The following is a 16,534-nucleotide window of genomic DNA, read 5'->3' as shown; positions in this document are numbered from 1 at the left end:
CAGACAGCCAGGCCGTGCCCCTCCTCGACCGGGCCGGGCAGCACCTCGGAGTTCTCAGCGAAGCGGGCCCCCGGCCTGGATCCCGGCCGGTCCGGGCGCGCACCCTCACAGGCGTGGTCGTGGCCCCGCTCACCGGGCCGCGGTCGGGCTCCTTGGGGATCCCCTGGGACTGGTGGTGGAGCACTATCGTGACCGGGCGAGCATCGGGCTCATCATCACCGAGGGCATTCATCTGAACCACGAGGCGCAGGCCTTCGTCGGCCGGCCCGCCATTGTCACCGACAAGCAGGTGGCCGGCCGGTGCGCCTGGCATCCACCGTCCACGGAGCGCAGGCGCAACGACTGCACCTTCTGACTCACGCGGTCACGGGCCAGGTGGCTGCCACTCGAACATCAAAATCGTGGCGTCGTCGCTGAGTTCGTTGCGCCGGTGCTCGAGGATGGCATCGATGAGCAGGCGCAGCGCTTCCGGGGCGCTCTGCCCTGCTGCTGTCGTCTGGATGATGTAGTCGGTGAAGCGGTCCAGTCCGAACTCCTCGCCTTCCTCATTGCGTGACTCCACGACGCCGTCCGAGTAGAGCAGTACCCGGTCACCGGGTTCGAGGCCGACATCGTGCACCTGACGGGCGGCCCCGGCGAGGCTGGCGGGCAGACCCAGAGGAGGCTCAGGTGGCCGTTCCAAGGCCTGGTGAAGCAGGCGATGGCGGCGGATGAGCAACGGAGGCGGGTGGCCGCAGTTGCACCACCGCAGCTCTCCGGTCGGCATGTGCAACTGGGTAAAGATCCCCGTACAGAACTCGTCCGGAAGCCACTTCGCCAGCGCCTCGTCCACGGTGCCCACGAGTGTGTCCAGGTCTGCTCCGATGCGCCGGGCGTTACGGCCGCCCGACATGGCGACAGAGGTGGCAAGCCCGGAGGCCAGATTGTGCCCCATGCCGTCAAGGATCGTGGCGTGCAGAATGTCCTCGGTGAACGAGTGGTCGAACGCGTCACCGCCCACTTCGTACGCAGGCTCCAGGACCGCCGTCGAAACGACCCGCCCGGTGCCGATCGAACGGGGAGGAAGGAACGCCCTCACCATCTCCGTCGGCAGTTCCATCGGCCTGGTCCGCATGCGCTGCGCGATGGTGTCGCTGTAGGCGCGTTTGGATGTGATGATCAGTGCCAGGACCAAAGCCATCGTCCGGCAGCGCAGTAGCTTGATCCCGTCCAGGGTGTCCAAGTTCAGTTCGAGGACGCCCAGCCGTTCCGCTCCGTCGGCCAGGGGCAGCCATACGTTCAGCCCCCCGGAGGGGCCTTCTTCCACTCGGAGGGAGTCGGTGCGATAGGCCCATCCAGCCAGGGAGGTGTCGAGCTCCAGTGCCGGCTCGCCTTCGACAAGCGGCAGCAGCAGTCTTTGCTGGAGGTCGGCCAGATAGATGACGGCCCTGCCCAGACCCGTGGCCTCGGCATACCGGTTCAGGACCACCGGCAGCTCTGCAGGTGATGCCAACTGGGCTGCTCTGGCCAGTTCCTCCAGCAGCCGCTCGCCGGACCCTACGGACATGTGCACGTCCATGCCTCCAATGATCCCTGCGCGCTCGAGCCGCCACAATCCGGGCTCTCCGGCATCCGAGATGTGGTTGGTCGATCAGCCTGGGGTGCTGAAGGCTCGCCCCCTGCGGATCGGCCGGCATCAGGATCGGCTGACGGCACCAGCCGGCCGGGGGTGCGGGGATCCCGCAAGACGCACGGCAGCACTCACAGCAGGAGGTCGAAGACGGCTCCGGCTTCGCCCCAGTGCTGGGTCTGGGGGTTCTTCAGCTCAGGGTGGAGGATCTTGAAGCACTGGGCAAGGGCCAGGCTGAGTCCGCCGATGATGTCCGGATAGGCCGCCTCGGTTTCCTCGTCGGGCGTGCGGTCCAGAGGAGGGTGGGTGGCGAGCTGTTCCAGGATCGGCTTGAGTTCTACTTCCTGGTCGATCTTCCGGAAGCGGTGAATGCTCTCCTGCAGGCCTTTCGTGATCGGTAGGTCACAGGTCCGGATGATGTCACGCCCGTCGGCCTTGGCAGTGGCCTGGGCGACGGTCAGCAGATCGTAGAGCTTGGCGTCGACGAAGTCGCTGTAGCGCTTGAGATCGTTCTTGTCGACGTCCAGCCCCGCGGCCGCGCGGAAGAACCTTTCGAACCTGGCGATGGACATCACGGTCATGACGACACCTTCCGACTGCGGGCGCCGGGGTGGCTCCCGGCCCCCTGGGCTTCCTAGCCAGCCTGACCGACAGGGCGCGGGAACGCATGCGCATGTCGGGACCAACCGGCCTCCCTTTATTACCCCGCCAGGCCCAGGCGTCCGACTTGTCCGGGGCGATCGTCGTCGGGCCGGCGCTATGTGGCTGGTCTCCCCTCCATACGGCGCGTCTGCCGCCCTCTCGGTGCCTGCCCGCCGGTTCCGGCACGACCCCACCGCCCCGGCCGCCGGTCTGCCGGGGCTCGCCTTTCCGGCATGCCCTCCGCCCGGCGGCAGTGGAGACGCCCGGTTGTCGGATCGCCGTCCGGCTGCCTCCGAGCCACGGCTACTGGGCGCCCATCGCCTCGGTGATGGCGACGCGTCCGGACGGCGGCCGGCGAGCAGGGCTGGCCACGTGTTGCGGGTCAGGACGGCTTCGGGTCGATCTGCACGCTCGCGGGGGCGTCGCACTGCGCTGGAGACGATCAAGGCCTCCGGCTTGCTCTCCTTCACGGTGCCTTCCGGTCGAGCCGATCGCGCCGAGGGTGCTCTTCAGTGGCCTGTTCCAGCAGGACTCGTGCAGAGTCCGCTCAGCGCATCGCGGTGCTCGGTTGCCCGGCACCGCGCCTCGCAGGAGTTGCCGGAAGTAGCTGTAACAACTATGGTTACGACTGAATCCGAGGGAGGTGGAGTGCGACGTGAGCGCCAACAGCAGGCTGACCGTCGCGGCGCATGCCCTGACGTGGATCGGCCTGTATCAGCGGCGGGGGCACGAGGTCGCCACCTCCGAGCAGATCGCGACGAGCGTCAATACCAACCCGGTGGTGATTCGCCGGCTGCTGGCCGAGCTGAGCAAGGCCGGCCTGGTCGATTCGCGGCGGGGCGCGGGGGCGGGGTGGATGCTCGCCCGGGGCCTGGCGGCGATCACTCTGCTCGACGTCTACCGGGCGGTCGAACCGGGACCGGTCTTCGCCCTGCACCGCGCGACGCCGGACCCCGAGTGCGTCGTGGGCCACGGTATCGGGCCGGTGATGGCGGCCGTGTACGACGACGTGGAGACCGCCCTGCGCAGGGAGCTGGCCGGGACCACGCTGGAGGACGTGCTGCGGGACGTCCTGAAGGCCGCCTGACCTCGGACCGTCGACTTCCCCGATCGAGGGAGGTCGCATTCTTTGCCCATTGACGTAACAAGAATAGTTACATCAAGAATTCGGAGAGTCTCATGGGACAACTGGACAACAGGACCGCCCTCGTCACCGGCGCCTCCAGCGGCATCGGCCTGGCGATCGCCCGCCGTTTCGCCGCCGAGGGCGCGACCGTCTACCTGACCGGGCGCCGGAAGGCCGCGCTGGACGAGGCCATCGTGCAGGTCGGCGCCCGCGCCATCGGCATCCAGGGCGATTCCTCGGACCTCGGCGACCTCGACCGGATCTTCGCCGAGATCGCGCACCGCGGCGGCCGCCTGGACATCGTGGTGGCCAACGCCGGGGTCGGGGAGTACAGCCCGCTCGGCGCGATCACCGAGGAGGAGTACGACCGCACCACCTCGATCAATTTCAAGGGCACGGTCTTCACCGTCCAGAAGGCGCTGCCACTGCTGTCCTCCGGCGCCTCGGTGATCCTGCTCTCCTCAAGCGCGGCCCTGCGGGCCGTCCCGGGCCTGGGCGTCTACGCCGCCACCAAGGCCGCCATACGCAGCCTCGCCCGCACCTGGGCCGCGGAACTGGCCGGACGAGGAATCCGCGTCAACGCCCTCACCCCCGGTCCTGTCGAGACCCCGGGACTGGAGGAGCTCCTCGCCGCTTTCCCGCAGGGCGATCTGCCCACCGCGGCCGAGCCCGCTCCAGCGACCCCGCTCGGCCGCGCCGGCCGTCCCGACGAGGTCGCCGCCACTGCCCTCTACTTGGCCGGCGACCACAGCGGTTTCACCACCGGAGCGGAACTGTTCGTCGACGGCGGCGTCACGCAGCTCTAGGGTCTTTCGTTTGGATCAGGCCAGACCCCGCGAGCCCGGCGTGATCCAAACGAGAGGCCCTAGGTGTCGTCTCGGCGACGCGGGACGTCTTCGATGCGTCGAGGAACGACCGGAGGCGCCTGCCCCCGGGCCGGCGAAGTCCAGGTGCGTGGCGGGCCGCTGAGCGGCAAGCACTTCCTGTTCCAGGGCTGAGGCCCGGCCAGGGCACCTCATTCAGACGAAGAGACAAAGGAAAGGGCAAGGGCGATGGCAGCCGATACTCAGACCTCGCGGACCGTGGCCGAGAAGTTCGTGGAGCGTCTCGGCAGGCAGGACCCGGACGGCATCCAGGAGTTGTTCGCCGAGGAGATCGACTGGTACGTCCCCGGCAGTGACGCGCTGCCCTGGACCGGGCGCCGTACCCGACGGGAGGAGGTCGCACCGTACTTCACCACGATGTGGCCGCACTTCGTGCACGGCCGGAGCAAGGTCGTGCTGGAACGCGTCATCGTCGACGGTGGCGACGTGGTGCTGTCGGCGGTCTGGACGCACACCGTCGTGGCCACCGGGAAGGAGTTCACCACTCCTGCGGTCATACACCTGATGGTCGAGGACAACCGGATCGTCCGCATGCACCTGTACGAGGACACGCTGACCGTCGACGAGGCGTTCCACGCCGGCTGAGTGGAGAGCCGCCGGTGGGCCGCGCACCGAGCAGACCTACGCCCTGTCCCTGGGGCAGGTCATGACGAGCGCCGCCTCACAGGGGTGACCTGCCACCCCGCAGGTCACCGGCGGCACTCCAAGAAGAGATGCGGCTCGGGCACCGACCCCGGGAGGGCGGGCGTGAACACCGTTCCCTCCTCGTGCACCACGGTGAGACCCGCCCCGGACACGAGCGCCCTGAGCGCCTCCGGTCCGAAGCTGGTCACCCGTACCTCCTGGCCCATGAAGACGGCGCTCACGCCCTCCACGTCCAGCGGCACCGTCGCCAGGACCAGATGGCCGCGCGGCCTGACCGCCCGGGCCAGGCGGTGCACGAGGGAGCGCTGCTCGTCGCGTGACATCTGCAGCAGCGAGAAGTACACGCAGACCGCGTCGAAGCCCGACTCCTCCAGCGGGACCTCACGGATGTCGGCACAGCGGAACGTCGCCCCGGGGACGCGGCGGGCCGCCAGTTCCACCATGACGGGGGAGACATCGACGCCCAGCACGTCGTGCCCCGCAGCAGCCAGGGCCTCGGCGGTCGGCCGGCCCGTCCCGCTGCCGACGTCCAGGACCCTGCTGTGCGGCGCCAGCCGCTCCAGCAGCCGGTCCAGCGACTCGCGGTGCGCGGCCGAGCCGGCGAAGGCCGTCTCGTAGTCGGCACCGATGGCGTCGAACGCCTCGGCCGCCGGGTGCCTGTTGCCCTCTGCCATGAGGTACGTCCCCTTCCGGGCTGTGTTCCGACGGGATACGGGCTTACGGGATCGGGGGCACGGGCTACGGGATGCGGGCGACCGCGACGTAGACGCCGCTCTCCTCCGGCTGCGGGGCCGGAGTGCCGCGGAACCACTCGGGGGCCGTCACGAGACCGGGCTCGACGATGTCCAGGCCCTCGAAGAAGCGGGCGAACTCGGCGCGGGTGCGCAGCGCGAGCCGGATGCCGCCCTTGCCGTACTCGGCCGCGCCCTGTTCACCGCGCTCGGGGTTCACGTCCGAGGCGCCCTGGGACAGCACCACGTAGCTGCCGGCCGGCAGGGTCTCCGCCAGGGTGCGCACGATCGCCCGCGGGTTCTGGTCGTCCGGGAGGAAGTGCAGGAGGCCGAGGAGCGAGAGGGCGACGGGCCGGTCGAAGTCCAGCACCTTGCGGGCCGCCTCGATGATCGTCGCGGGCTCGCGCACATCCGCGTGCACATAGTCCGTGGCGCCCTCCGGGCTGCTGATCAGCAGGGCCTCCGCGTGGCGCAGGACGATCGGGTCGTTGTCGCAGTAGACGACCCGCGAGCGCGGTTCGATCTCCTGGGCGATCTGGTGCAGGTTCGGCGCCGTCGGGATGCCCGTGCCTATGTCGAGGAACTGGCTGACGCCCACGCCGGCCAGCCAGGCCGTCGCGCGGTTCATGAAGGCGCGGTTCTGGAACGCCCCCGCCTTCGCCTCGGCCGGCAGGTGCTGGGCCACCGCCTGGTCCACCGGATAGTTGTCCTTGCCGCCGAGCAGCGAGTCGTACACGCGTGCCGAGTGAGGCCTGCTGGTGTCGATCGGGGGCCGGGGTGTCCCAGTCGTCATGACGCGCTCCGTCGCAGATGAGGTGAACCGCTCCGCCCGCGAAGTCTGCCACAGCAACTCGCGGGTGTGTGGCGGAGGTTGATCTCGTGGGGTGACGGCAGCGGCCCCGGGAGCACGCGCCTCCCGGGGCCGCTCACGGGCCGGGTATCAGGGAGCGTCGACCAGGTCGTGCTTGGGCACCTTCACCGTGCGGGCGCCGGGCTTCCCGCCCAGGACCACCTTCCGCAGGGCGCTGTTGTTGCCGAGGTCGGTCTCCTTCAGCCGGTTCTCCGGGTTGGCCAGCACCTGGATGTAGTACGTGCCGTTGGGCAGTCCGGTGATGTCGAAGGACTGGCCCGGAAGGTCCTGGGTGTACGTGTCACCGGAACCCACGTCGAGCACCTCGCGTACGGAGATGGAGTTCTCCTGGCCGCAGGCGGTGGACAGATCGGTGTTGTCCGGGTGCCAGTTGGCGTTCTTCACCGTGTAGTCGACCGCGTCGGTGTTGGCCAGGCAGAAGGCCTCCTTGCCGCTGCGTACGGTCTCCTTCTGGTCCGCCTTCAGCAGCCGGTAGCTGGCGAAGTCGGTGAAGTGCCAGTGCTCATGACCCGGGCGGGGGTCCCATTCCATGGTGCCGGTCGGGGTGTAGCCGACCTGCTTGCCCGAGGCGTCGTAGAAGTACTGGTAGGCGTCCATCAGCTCGTTGCCCGGCTTACGGAAGCCGTCCACCACCAGCTGCGCGGGGCCCGCGTTCCACACGTTGGCGCTGAAGGCCAGGTAGTCCCTGTCCGGTGCGTCGGCGTCGCCCTCACCGATGGTGATGCCGTACGCCGGCAGGGAACGCAGATCGGGCTTGGGGACGTCCGGCACGCTCGCCCTGCCCGTCGGACGCTGCGCGTTCGGCCCGGCCGCGGGTGCCTGCCGGGAGCCGTCCGTACGTCCCGGAGCGTCGCCCTGCGCCGACCGGAACCCCACGCGCTCGGCCGCCCACGGCACGGCGGCGGGCGCGGGCGGGTACGGGCCGTGGCCCACGTTGTACGAGGTGCCCGCGCCGGTGGTCGCGGAGACCGGGGCGGGCGGACGCGCGGCGGCGTGGCCCGCGTGTCCGGCCGCGTGCGCGGCGTGCCCGGTCGCGGAACGGGTCGCCGGGGCCGAGGCGGTGCTCTCCTCCTCCCAGCTGCGCTCGCGCACGGTGACCTTGACGGTCTTCGGTTCGTCGGCGATCCCGAACAGGTCGCGGTAGCGCTGGGTGACGGCGACCTCGGCGGTGTACTTCCCGGCGGGGAGGACGACCGGCTCCGCGTAGTAGCCGGCGTAGGTGTTGGAGGCCCAGCCGTTCTCGACGCCCCACACCGAGCCGAGCGTGAACGGGTTCGTGGGGCAGCTCTCGGGATACTTCGACGTGGCGGGGGCGTCGGGCTGGACCCTGCCCGACGCGTTGTTCGGGCAGAACGGCTCCGTCCGGCTCACCACGGACTTGCCCGCGGCGTCCCGGACCGTGATCCGGACGAAGTCCGGCAGCCCCGCGAAGTTCTTGACCAGGCCCGCGGGCAAGGCCTTGGTCCGGGTCTTCTTCCCGTCACGGATGATCTGGGTGGCGACGACCGGGTCCTTGTAGCTCTTGCGGGTCACCCGCAGTTCGAGCGGGGCGCCGGAGGCCGTCAGATACGTCCCGAGGTCCAGGTAGACACCCGGGTCCTCCTTCCACGAGTCGAGCGTCACCGACGCCGACGCGGCGACCAGCCCGAGACGCGGAACGGGGGACGCCTTCCCGGTGTCGGGCGAGGCGGCGGTGACGCCGGCGGTCACGGCGATCGCCGCGGCGGCGGCGAGTGCCGGGCGCCACAGCCGGCTGCGGGGGGTTCTGGTGCTCATCCTTCTCCGATGTCCGAGTGCCCCGTGGGGCGGTGGAGTCGCTTTGACCATGAGAGAGGACAACCGCGGCCGGAGGTTGTCCGAAATTCCGCGAGGCGCGGAATGTTGGCCGAAATCAGGCATTGAGGTGTGCAATCAGACATTTCCCTGCTGTTTCCACCCCGGCCGCCGGAGGGCTGTGCTAGGTGCCCTGTTGCCTGCGTGACCGCTCACGGGCGTGAAACGGGCACGGCTGCGGGCGAAACAGGCGTCCACCGGGCGCCGTTCCGGTGCCGTGGTACGGGCCACCAGGGGAGGCGCCTGCGATGAAACGGGCGTGAACGGGCACAGGCCGGTACGCGAAGGAGCTGGTCGTGGAGCCGTTTCTGCTTGTACAAACAGTGCGTGGGCCCGAACGGACGCCGGGGCCACACCGGATCCGCACTAGTGCAGGGATGTGTCGTGGGCACCGAGGAACGCCGACGAGGAATTCTCGAAACGGCCCGACGGGACGGGTCGGTCGACGTGAACCGGCTGGCCGAACAGTTCGAGGTGGCCAAGGAGACCATCAGGCGCGACCTGCACACCCTCGAGGAGCACGGTCTCGTGCGGCGCACGCACGGCGGTGCGTACCCCGTCGAGAGCGCCGGGTTCGAGACCACCCTGGCGATGCGCACCACGCACCACGTACCGCAGAAGTCACGGATCGCGGCGGCCGCCGCCGACCTGCTCGGCGACGCCGAGACGGTCTTCGTCGACGAGGGCTTCACCCCGCAGCTCATCGCCGAGGCCCTTCCCCGCGACCGGCCGCTGACGGTGGTCACCGCGTCCCTGGCCGTCGCCACGGTCCTCGCGGACGCGGAGAAGATCGCCGTGCTCCTGCTCGGCGGCCGTCTGCGCGGCAGCACCATGGCGACCGTCGACCACTGGGCCACCCGTATGCTCGCCGACTTCGTCATCGACCTCGCGTACGTCGGCGCCAACGGCATCTCCCGCCAGTACGGGCTCACCACCCCGGACCCCGCGGTCGGCGAGGTCAAGGCGCAGGCCATGCGCAGCGCCCGCCGCCGTGTCTTCGCCGGCGTCCACTCGAAGTTCGGGGCGGTGAGCTTCTGCCGTTTCGCCGGGGTCGGCGACTTCGAGGCCGTCGTCACCGACACCGGCCTGCCCTCGGCGGAGGCGCAGCGCTACTCCCTGCTCGGCCCGAACGTCATCCGCGTCTGACACCACGGCGGGAACGCCCCCGCCGCCCCCACAACTTCACCCCGCCCTCCGTCTCCGTCCCCGCCTTCCCCAGGGAGGCCGAGGCCGGAGGGCAGCCCCGCCGTGCCCGTGAACGTCAGGAGAGCCGGAGGGCACTGGCACCGATCCACGAGCCGCTACGACCGATCAGGAGAACTTATGCCCCACCAGCAACGACGCCGTGGGACCCGCGTGCGTGCGGTCGCGGGCACGGCAGTGATGACCTTCCTCGCCGCCGGGTGCGCCGGAGCCGGCGGCACCGCGTTCGGAGGGGGTGACGCACTGAACGTACTCATGGTGAACAACCCGCAGATGGTGGAGCTGCAGAAGCTGACCGCCGAGCACTTCACCGAGGAGACCGGCATCAAGGTCCACTTCACGGTGCTCCCGGAAAACGACGTCCGCGACAAGATCAGCCAGGACTTCTCCAACCAGGCCGGGCAGTACGACGTCGGCACCATCAGCAACTTCGAGGTGCCCTTCTTCGCGAAGAACGACTGGCTGCACCCGCTCGACACGTACGCCGCCGAGGACACCGCCTTCGACCAGGAGGACATCCTCGAACCCCTGAGGGACTCGCTCACCGCCGAGGGCAAGCTCTACGCCGAGCCCTTCTACGGCGAGTCGTCCTTCCTCATGTACCGCAAGGACGTCTTCGAGGCCAAGGGCCTCACGATGCCCGAGCACCCCACCTGGCAGCAGGTGGCCGGCCTCGCCGCCGAGGCGGACGGGGCCGAGCCCGGCATGAAGGGCATCTGCCTGCGCGGACTCCCGGGCTGGGGCGAGCTCATGGCCCCGCTCACCACCGTGGTCAACACCATGGGCGGCACCTGGTTCACCGAGGACTGGAAACCCCAGCTCACCTCGCCCGAGTTCAAGAAGGCCACCCGCTTCTACGTCGACCTCGTGCGCAAGCACGGCGAGCGCGGCGCCTCCCAGTCCGGGTACGCCGAGTGCCTCAACAACATGACCCAGGGCAAGACGGCCATGTGGTACGACGCCACGGCGGGCGCGGGCTCGCTGGAGGCGGCCGGCTCCCCGGTGAAGGGCAAGATCGGCTACGTACCGGCACCGGTGGAGAAGACCAAGAGCTCGGGCTGGCTCTACACCTGGGCCTGGGGCATCCAGAAGGCCTCCAAGAAGTCCGACGACGCGTGGAAGTTCGTCTCCTGGGCCTCCAGCAAGGAGTACGAGTCGCTCGTCGGCGAGACCAGCGGCTGGTCCAACGCCCCCGCCGGCAAACGCGCCTCCACCTACGAGAACCCCGAGTACCGCAAGGCCGCAGGCGCCTTCGCGGACGTCACCGAGCAGGCCATCTCAGGGGCCGACGCCAAGAACCCGGGCACCCAGCCGCGCCCCGTCCCGGGCATCCAGTTCGTCGGCATCCCCGAGTTCACCGATCTCGGCACCAGGGTCGCGCAGGAGATCAGCGCGGCCATAGCGGGCCGCCAGTCCGTCGACAAGGCGCTGGCCACCTCCCAGAAGCTGGCCGAACAGGTCGCCAAGGAGTACCGATGACCACAGCAGTCGGCACCACCCCCCAGTCACCACCCCGGCCACCCGCGGTCCCGGCCCCCAGGGCGAACCGCGCCAAGGCCTGGGCCACCAGGGCCCCGCTCCTGCCCGCGCTGGTCTTCCTGATCGTCGTCACCCAGCTGCCGTTCGTGGCGACCCTGGTGATCTCCCTCTTCGACTGGAACTCCCTCAGCCCCGACAAACGCGCCTTCAACGGGCTCGACAACTACGCCTCGGTGTTCACCGACGCCGCGCTCCGCGACTCGGTCCTCACCACGATCCTGCTGACCGTGGGCGTCGTCCTCGCCACCGTCGTCATCGGACTGGCCCTCGCCCTGCTCCTGGACCGCACGTTCTTCGGCCGGGGCATGGTCCGCACCCTGCTCATCACACCGTTCCTGATCGTGCCCGTCTCCGCCGCCCTCCTGTGGAAGCACGCGCTCTACAACCCGGAGTACGGCCTCCTCAACGGCACACTCAGCTGGATAGGCGACCTCTTCGGCGACACGAACCCCGGCCAGCCTGACTGGATCGCGGACATGCCGCTGCTCGCCGTCATCGCCGCACTGGTCTGGCAGTGGACGCCGTTCATGATGCTGATCCTGCTCGCGGGGCTCCAGAGCCGGCCCGCCGAGGTCGTCGAGGCGGCCCGCCTGGACGGGGCGAGCGCCTGGCAGACCTTCCGCTACCTCACCCTGCCGCATCTGCGCAGGTACCTCGAACTCGGCGTCCTGCTCGGCGCCGTCTACATCGTGCAGAACTTCGACGCGGTGTTCACCATCACCGCCGGCGGGCTCGGCACCGCCAACCTTCCGTACACGATCTACCAGACCTTCTACCAGGCCCACGAATACGGACTGGCGTCCGCCGCGGGAGTCGTGGTGGTGATCGGCACGATCATCATCGCCACCTTCGCGCTCCGGACCGTCTCGTCCCTCTTCAGCGAGGAGGCGAACCGCGCATGACCACCGCCACCGTCCCCGCCCCGTCCGCGTCGCGGATCCTGCGGCGGGCCAAACGCCGCTCCACCGCGCTGGGCCTGCTGGCCTGGGCGGCAGGACTCGCCTTCTGCCTGCCCGCGCTCTGGATGCTGCTGACCTCGCTGCACCCGGAGTCCGACGCCGCGACCAACCCGCCCTCCGTCTTCGCGCCGCTCACCCTCGACGGCTACCGGGCCTTCTTCGGCGCCGACACCGGCGTCACCCCGTGGCCGCCGCTGCTCAACTCGCTGGGCGCCTCCTTCTTCTCCACGGTCCTGGTGCTCCTGCTGGCGCTCCCGGCGGCGTACGCCCTGTCCATCCGGCGCGTGCGCAAGTGGACGGACGTGATGTTCTTCTTCCTCTCCACGAAGATGCTGCCCGTCGTCGCCGGGCTCCTCCCGGTCTACCTGTTCGCCAAGAACGCCGGGATGCTCGACAACATCTGGCTCCTCGTCCTGCTCTACACCTCGATGAACCTGCCGATCGCGGTCTGGATGATGCAGTCCTTCCTCGCGGACGTACCGGTGTCGGTCATCGAGGCCGCCCAGGTCGACGGTGCGAGGCTGCCGACCGTCCTGTCCCGGGTGGTCGCGCCGATGGCCGCCCCCGGCATCGCCGCCACCGCGCTGATCTGCTTCATCTTCAGCTGGAACGAACTGCTCTTCGCACGGGTGCTCACCGGCGTCGTCGCCCAGACCGCACCCGTCTTCCTCACCGGATTCGTCACCAGCCAGGGCCTCTTCCTGGCCCAGCTGTGTGCCGCGTCCGTCGTCGTGTCCCTGCCGGTGCTCGCCGCCGGCTACGCCGCCCAGGACAAACTCGTCCAGGGCCTGTCTCTCGGAGCAGTGAAATAATGCGGGCAGCGATCGTCGAAGCACCCGGCAAGATCTCCGTCACCACCGTCCCCGACCCCACGCCCGGCCCCCGCGAGGTCGTCGTGTCCGTGGCCTCGTGCGGACTGTGCGGCACCGATCTGCACATCCTCCAGGGCGAGTTCGCGCCCAGCCTGCCGCTCGTCCCCGGCCATGAGTTCGCCGGGGAGATCGTCGGCGTCGGACGTGACGTCACGGAACTGGCCGTCGGGGACCGCGTCGCCGTCGACCCCTCCCTGCACTGCCACGAGTGCCGCTACTGCCGCAGCGGACGCGGCAACCTCTGCGAACGCTGGGCCGCCATCGGCGTCACCGTCTCCGGCGGCGCCGCCGAGTACGCCGTGGCGCCCGTCGCCAACTGCGTCCGGCTGCCCGAGCACATCGACGTGAAGGACGCCGCCCTGATCGAGCCGCTGTCCTGCGCGGTCCGGGGGTACGACGTGCTGAGCAGCACCCTCGGCGCCGAGGTCCTGATCTACGGCTCCGGGACCATGGGCCTGATGATGCTGGAACTCGCCAAGCGCACCGGGGCGGCGAGCGTGGACGTCCTGGACGTCAACCCCGACCGCCTCGCCACCGCCGGCCTCCTCGGATGCTCCCGGTCGGCGGCCGGTGCCGACGAGCTGGAGCGGCCCGCCGGCTGGGACGTCGTCATCGACGCCACGGGCAACGCGGCGGCCATCCAGGACGGCCTGGGCCGCGTCGCGAAGGGAGGGACCTTCCTCCAGTTCGGGGTCGCCGACTACGCGACGACGGCCGTCATCGAGCCGTACCGCATCTATAACCAGGAGATCACCATCACCGGTTCGATGGCCGTCCTGCACAGCTACGAGCGCGCAGCCGCGCTCTTCGCCGCCGGGGTCCTCGACCCCGCCGTGTTCATCAGCGACCGGCTGCCGCTCGACCAGTACCCGCAGGCCATCGACCGCTTCAAGGCGGGCATCGGCCGCAAGATCGTGGTCGAGCCGTGACGGGCGGCCCGGGCACCGTCCTCGTACTCGGTGAGGCCCTCGTCGACCTCGTGCCCGTGGCCGGTGACGGCGGCGTACGGGCCGCGCAGTTCGGCGGGGCACCGGCCAACGTCGCCGTCGGGCTGGCCACGCTCGGCACCCCGGCGGCCTTCGCCGGAGGGCTGGGCGGCGACGGGTTCGCCCGCATGATCGAGGACCGGCTGCGGGCCGCCGGGGCCGACCTCACGCTGTGCGCACGCTCCGGGCTGCCCACCGCGCTGGCGGTCGCCGAGCCCGGCGAAGGGGGGAACGGCTACCACTTCCACCTCCAGGACACCGCGACGTTCCGGCTGCCCGACCTGTCCGCGCGGGCCGCCGGATTCGGGGCCGTCTACGTCGGCGGGCTCGCCGCCGTCGTGGAGCCCGCGGCCTCCGCCGTACGTGCGACCGCCGCCGCGGCCTCCGAGCACTCCCTCCTCTTCGTGGACCCCAACGTCCGCCGCGACCGGACCCTGGGCGCGGACGACGGCGCGGCGGCGCTGCGCGAACTGTGCCGCCTCGCCCACGTCGTGAAGGCCAGCGACGAGGACCTGGAGCGGCTGTGGCCGGGCGCCGCCCCGGAGGAGACCTGCCGGGAACTGGCGGACGGAGGGCGGCTGGTGGTCCTCACCCGGGGAGCCCGGGGGAGTACGGCGTACACCGCGTCCGCTCCGCCCGTGTCCGTCGCGGCCGCACCCGTCGAGGTCGTCAACACGATCGGCGCGGGGGACGCGTTCGCCGCGGGCCTGCTGAGCCGGATGGGCTCCCGCGGCGCGTTCACCGCTGCACAGGAACCGGAGGAGGTGCGGGACATGCTGGCCTTCGCCTCCGAGGTGGCCGCCTCCGTGTGCGCGCGGGCGGGGACCGAGCCCACCGCCCCGGCGGGCATCTGACGGAGCACGGTCATACGGCCAGGATGCGCCCCTCCGCACGGACGGGCGCATCCTGGCCGTCTGACCTGGTGCCCCCGGCGGGCCCGACACGTACGGGGCGCCGGTCTCCGAAGCAGCCCGCGCTCCCGGCGCCGGCGAGCCGCCACAGCCGGACGCGGTGTCCGTCATCCGGAACGCTCCCCGTGCCGACTGCGCCGGAGGCGCGCGGGTGAGGCATCCTCTGCTGGTCGGGCAGAACGGGCCCGCGGAGGCGAGTGGCTCGTCCCCGCGGTCTGTGACGGAGAAGGATTCGGAACCAGATGGCAGAGAACTCGGACCTGTTGGCCTTCGTGCGGGCACGCCTCGCCGAGGAGGAGGACATCGCGCGGGAGGCGGGCGGCGACGGCTGGCGGACTCCGGCCGAGGCGCCCGGAGAGGTGCACGACCGTACGAGCGGTATCGCGTTCGTCGTACGGTCGCGCGGCTACGACCGGCACATCGCCTTCCAGGACCCGGCCCGGGCCCTGCGCCGCATCGAGACCACCAGGGTCCTCCTGGACGAGTACGAGGAGATCGCGGCCCTGGACACCGACCGTCCGGCCCAGGACTTCACCTCGGGCCGCGCCGTCGGGCTGGGATTCGTCGTCCGGCAGATGGCCGCCGAGCACGCCGGGCACCCCGACTACCGGGTGAAGTGGCTGCCCCGCTTCTCCCACTGGGGCCCGTCCTCCCCGGAATGAGGCCCGCCCGCCCTCCGGGACGGAGCGCGCCGGGCCGTCCCGCAGGGCGACCGGCCTCCGGGAATGCTTAGGTGGAGGGACCGTGCACGAGGCCGGCGGAACGAGGCCCGCCGGCCCGGCCCACCCCGGAGGAGACGCGTATGACGGGCACAGCCGGTCCTCTGGAGGGCCGCGTCGCCGTGGTCACCGGCGCCGCACGGGGGCTCGGCGCGGCCCTCGCACGCGAGCTGGCGGACCGTGGCGCCACCTTGGCCCTGATCGGCCGGGAGGCCTCGGGTCTGGCCCGCGTACGGGACTCGCTTCCCGGTCCGGCGCGGTGCTGGGAGGCCGACGTCACCGACGAGGCGGCCATGGCACGGGCGGCCGAGGAGATCCGGGCACAGCTCGGGCCCGCCTCGGTGGTGGTCGCCAACGCGGGGCTGGCCGAGGGCGGTCCCTTCGGCGAATCCGACCCGGCGACCTGGCGGCGCGTGATCGAGGTGAACCTGATCGGCAGTGCGATCACCGCACGCGCCTTCCTGCCCCAGCTGCGCGCCACCCGCGGCTACTACCTCCAGATCGCCTCGCTGGCCTCCATCGGCGCGGCGCCCATGATGAGCGCCTACTGCGCCTCCAAGGCCGGAGTGGAGTCGTTCGCGCACTCCCTGCGCGCCGAGCTCGCGCACGAGCACGTCGGGGTGGGCATCGGCTATCTCAACTGGACCGACACCGACATGATCCGCGACGCCGACCAGCACCCCGTCCTGCGCGAGCTACGGGCGCACATGCCGAGGCCGGCCCGGAAGGTCTACCCGGTGGAGACCGTGGCACGCCGCATGGCACGGGCGGTGGAGCGGCGCAGCGCCACCGCGTACCTGCCGGGCTGGCTCCGCGCCACGCAGCTGGTGCGCGCCGCGATGCCCCCGGTCGTCACGGCGCTGTCGAAGCGCGAGCTGCCCGCCCTGGCGCGGAAGACCCCGTTCGAGGCCACGGGCCTCCTGGGAGCCGGCGGCAGGGCCGACGCCGCCGGCCGGCGAGGGCCGGACGCCTGAGCCGCACCCTGCGGGGACGGGACGCCTGAG

The 16,534-nt window shown here is 70.7% G+C and carries 17 protein-coding genes; 12 read left to right on the top strand and 5 right to left on the bottom strand.

Features of this window, described 5'->3' with window-relative positions:
• Positions 1–172 precede the first annotated feature (172 nt).
• Positions 173–355 (top strand): hypothetical protein, encoded by a 183-nt coding sequence (locus tag JKV81_RS08795; RefSeq protein ID WP_202075327.1) that lies wholly within the window; start codon positions 173–175, stop codon positions 353–355.
• 9 nt (positions 356–364) lie between these two features.
• Here the strand turns inward: JKV81_RS08795 and JKV81_RS08790 are convergent, their stop codons facing one another.
• Positions 365–1,558, bottom strand: coding sequence for a PP2C family protein-serine/threonine phosphatase (locus JKV81_RS08790; RefSeq protein ID WP_124278619.1), 1,194 nt, complete (start codon positions 1,556–1,558; stop codon positions 365–367).
• 182 nt (positions 1,559–1,740) lie between these two features.
• The gene (locus JKV81_RS08785; RefSeq protein ID WP_129260667.1) at positions 1,741–2,190 is read right to left on the bottom strand and encodes a DUF1931 family protein; all 450 of its coding nucleotides are present in this window, start codon (positions 2,188–2,190) and stop codon (positions 1,741–1,743) included.
• Between the two features lie 716 nt (positions 2,191–2,906).
• Between JKV81_RS08785 and JKV81_RS08780 the strand changes: the two genes are divergently transcribed.
• From JKV81_RS08780 to JKV81_RS08770, 3 genes are all read left to right on the top strand, one after another.
• The gene (locus JKV81_RS08780; RefSeq protein ID WP_124278621.1) at positions 2,907–3,338 is read left to right on the top strand and encodes an Rrf2 family transcriptional regulator; all 432 of its coding nucleotides are present in this window, start codon (positions 2,907–2,909) and stop codon (positions 3,336–3,338) included.
• Between the two features lie 92 nt (positions 3,339–3,430).
• Positions 3,431–4,183: an SDR family NAD(P)-dependent oxidoreductase gene (locus JKV81_RS08775; protein ID WP_129260666.1), complete on the top strand. Its 753-nt coding sequence runs from the start codon at positions 3,431–3,433 to the stop codon at positions 4,181–4,183.
• A 246-nt stretch (positions 4,184–4,429) separates the two neighbouring features.
• Positions 4,430–4,846, top strand: coding sequence for a nuclear transport factor 2 family protein (locus tag JKV81_RS08770; RefSeq protein ID WP_129260665.1), 417 nt, complete (start codon positions 4,430–4,432; stop codon positions 4,844–4,846).
• 104 nt (positions 4,847–4,950) lie between these two features.
• Here JKV81_RS08770 and JKV81_RS08765 read toward each other — a convergent pair whose 3' ends face one another.
• The 3 genes from JKV81_RS08765 to JKV81_RS08755 form a co-directional block, all read right to left on the bottom strand.
• On the bottom strand, positions 4,951–5,580 hold the full coding sequence (locus tag JKV81_RS08765) for a class I SAM-dependent methyltransferase (protein WP_129260664.1): 630 nt from the start codon (positions 5,578–5,580) through the stop codon (positions 4,951–4,953).
• 64 nt (positions 5,581–5,644) lie between these two features.
• Positions 5,645–6,430 carry an SAM-dependent methyltransferase gene (locus tag JKV81_RS08760; protein WP_202075326.1) on the bottom strand — a complete coding sequence of 262 codons (786 nt, stop codon included), beginning with the start codon at positions 6,428–6,430 and terminating at the stop codon, positions 5,645–5,647.
• 147 nt (positions 6,431–6,577) lie between these two features.
• Positions 6,578–8,284: a lysyl oxidase family protein gene (locus JKV81_RS08755; protein WP_129260662.1), complete on the bottom strand. Its 1,707-nt coding sequence runs from the start codon at positions 8,282–8,284 to the stop codon at positions 6,578–6,580.
• A 441-nt stretch (positions 8,285–8,725) separates the two neighbouring features.
• On the opposite strand from JKV81_RS08755, the gene JKV81_RS08750 reads away from it, so the two are divergent.
• From JKV81_RS08750 to JKV81_RS08715, 8 genes are all read left to right on the top strand, one after another.
• Positions 8,726–9,487, top strand: coding sequence for a DeoR/GlpR family DNA-binding transcription regulator (locus JKV81_RS08750; protein ID WP_099171639.1), 762 nt, complete (start codon positions 8,726–8,728; stop codon positions 9,485–9,487).
• A gap of 177 nt (positions 9,488–9,664) precedes the next feature.
• The gene (locus JKV81_RS08745; RefSeq protein ID WP_124278627.1) at positions 9,665–11,023 is read left to right on the top strand and encodes an ABC transporter substrate-binding protein; all 1,359 of its coding nucleotides are present in this window, start codon (positions 9,665–9,667) and stop codon (positions 11,021–11,023) included.
• Positions 11,020–11,985: a carbohydrate ABC transporter permease gene (locus JKV81_RS08740; protein WP_129260661.1), complete on the top strand. Its 966-nt coding sequence runs from the start codon at positions 11,020–11,022 to the stop codon at positions 11,983–11,985. The genes JKV81_RS08745 and JKV81_RS08740 overlap by 4 nt, the downstream gene beginning before the upstream one ends.
• A complete protein-coding gene (locus JKV81_RS08735; RefSeq protein ID WP_202075325.1) occupies positions 11,982–12,854 on the top strand; it encodes a carbohydrate ABC transporter permease in 873 nt (290 codons plus the stop codon). The genes JKV81_RS08740 and JKV81_RS08735 overlap by 4 nt, the downstream gene beginning before the upstream one ends.
• Complete coding sequence (locus JKV81_RS08730; protein WP_124278629.1) at positions 12,854–13,843, top strand: zinc-dependent alcohol dehydrogenase family protein; 990 nt, start codon at positions 12,854–12,856, stop codon at positions 13,841–13,843. Before JKV81_RS08735 ends, JKV81_RS08730 begins: the two co-directional genes overlap by 1 nt.
• Positions 13,840–14,754, top strand: a complete 915-nt coding sequence (locus tag JKV81_RS08725; protein WP_202075324.1) for a PfkB family carbohydrate kinase — start codon at positions 13,840–13,842, stop codon at positions 14,752–14,754. Before JKV81_RS08730 ends, JKV81_RS08725 begins: the two co-directional genes overlap by 4 nt.
• A gap of 299 nt (positions 14,755–15,053) precedes the next feature.
• A complete protein-coding gene (locus JKV81_RS08720) occupies positions 15,054–15,473 on the top strand; it encodes a DUF6221 family protein (protein WP_099171629.1) in 420 nt (139 codons plus the stop codon).
• Positions 15,474–15,613: 140 nt separating this feature from the next.
• Positions 15,614–16,504 (top strand): SDR family oxidoreductase, encoded by an 891-nt coding sequence (locus JKV81_RS08715; RefSeq protein ID WP_129260658.1) that lies wholly within the window; start codon positions 15,614–15,616, stop codon positions 16,502–16,504.
• Positions 16,505–16,534 lie beyond the last annotated feature (30 nt).

Source organism: Streptomyces silvae, assembly GCF_016745505.1.
GTDB classification, from domain to species: domain Bacteria; phylum Actinomycetota; class Actinomycetes; order Streptomycetales; family Streptomycetaceae; genus Streptomyces; species Streptomyces silvae.
The sequence above is the reverse complement of the archived record's forward strand: the minus strand, read 5'-3'. Positions and strand labels throughout refer to the sequence as shown.

Coding starts and splice junctions, on each gene's coding strand:
- JKV81_RS08775 (WP_129260666.1), top strand. CDS start 3,431: ATGGGACAACTGGACAACAGGACCGCCCTCGTCACCGGCGCCTCCAGC.
- JKV81_RS08730 (WP_124278629.1), top strand. CDS start 12,854: ATGCGGGCAGCGATCGTCGAAGCACCCGGCAAGATCTCCGTCACCACC.
- JKV81_RS08770 (WP_129260665.1), top strand. CDS start 4,430: ATGGCAGCCGATACTCAGACCTCGCGGACCGTGGCCGAGAAGTTCGTG.
- JKV81_RS08765 (WP_129260664.1), bottom strand. CDS start 5,580: ATGGCAGAGGGCAACAGGCACCCGGCGGCCGAGGCGTTCGACGCCATC.
- JKV81_RS08760 (WP_202075326.1), bottom strand. CDS start 6,430: ATGACGACTGGGACACCCCGGCCCCCGATCGACACCAGCAGGCCTCAC.
- JKV81_RS08790 (WP_124278619.1), bottom strand. CDS start 1,558: ATGGACGTGCACATGTCCGTAGGGTCCGGCGAGCGGCTGCTGGAGGAA.
- JKV81_RS08755 (WP_129260662.1), bottom strand. CDS start 8,284: ATGAGCACCAGAACCCCCCGCAGCCGGCTGTGGCGCCCGGCACTCGCC.
- JKV81_RS08715 (WP_129260658.1), top strand. CDS start 15,614: ATGACGGGCACAGCCGGTCCTCTGGAGGGCCGCGTCGCCGTGGTCACC.
- JKV81_RS08720 (WP_099171629.1), top strand. CDS start 15,054: ATGGCAGAGAACTCGGACCTGTTGGCCTTCGTGCGGGCACGCCTCGCC.
- JKV81_RS08745 (WP_124278627.1), top strand. CDS start 9,665: ATGCCCCACCAGCAACGACGCCGTGGGACCCGCGTGCGTGCGGTCGCG.
- JKV81_RS08740 (WP_129260661.1), top strand. CDS start 11,020: ATGACCACAGCAGTCGGCACCACCCCCCAGTCACCACCCCGGCCACCC.
- JKV81_RS08785 (WP_129260667.1), bottom strand. CDS start 2,190: ATGACCGTGATGTCCATCGCCAGGTTCGAAAGGTTCTTCCGCGCGGCC.
- JKV81_RS08735 (WP_202075325.1), top strand. CDS start 11,982: ATGACCACCGCCACCGTCCCCGCCCCGTCCGCGTCGCGGATCCTGCGG.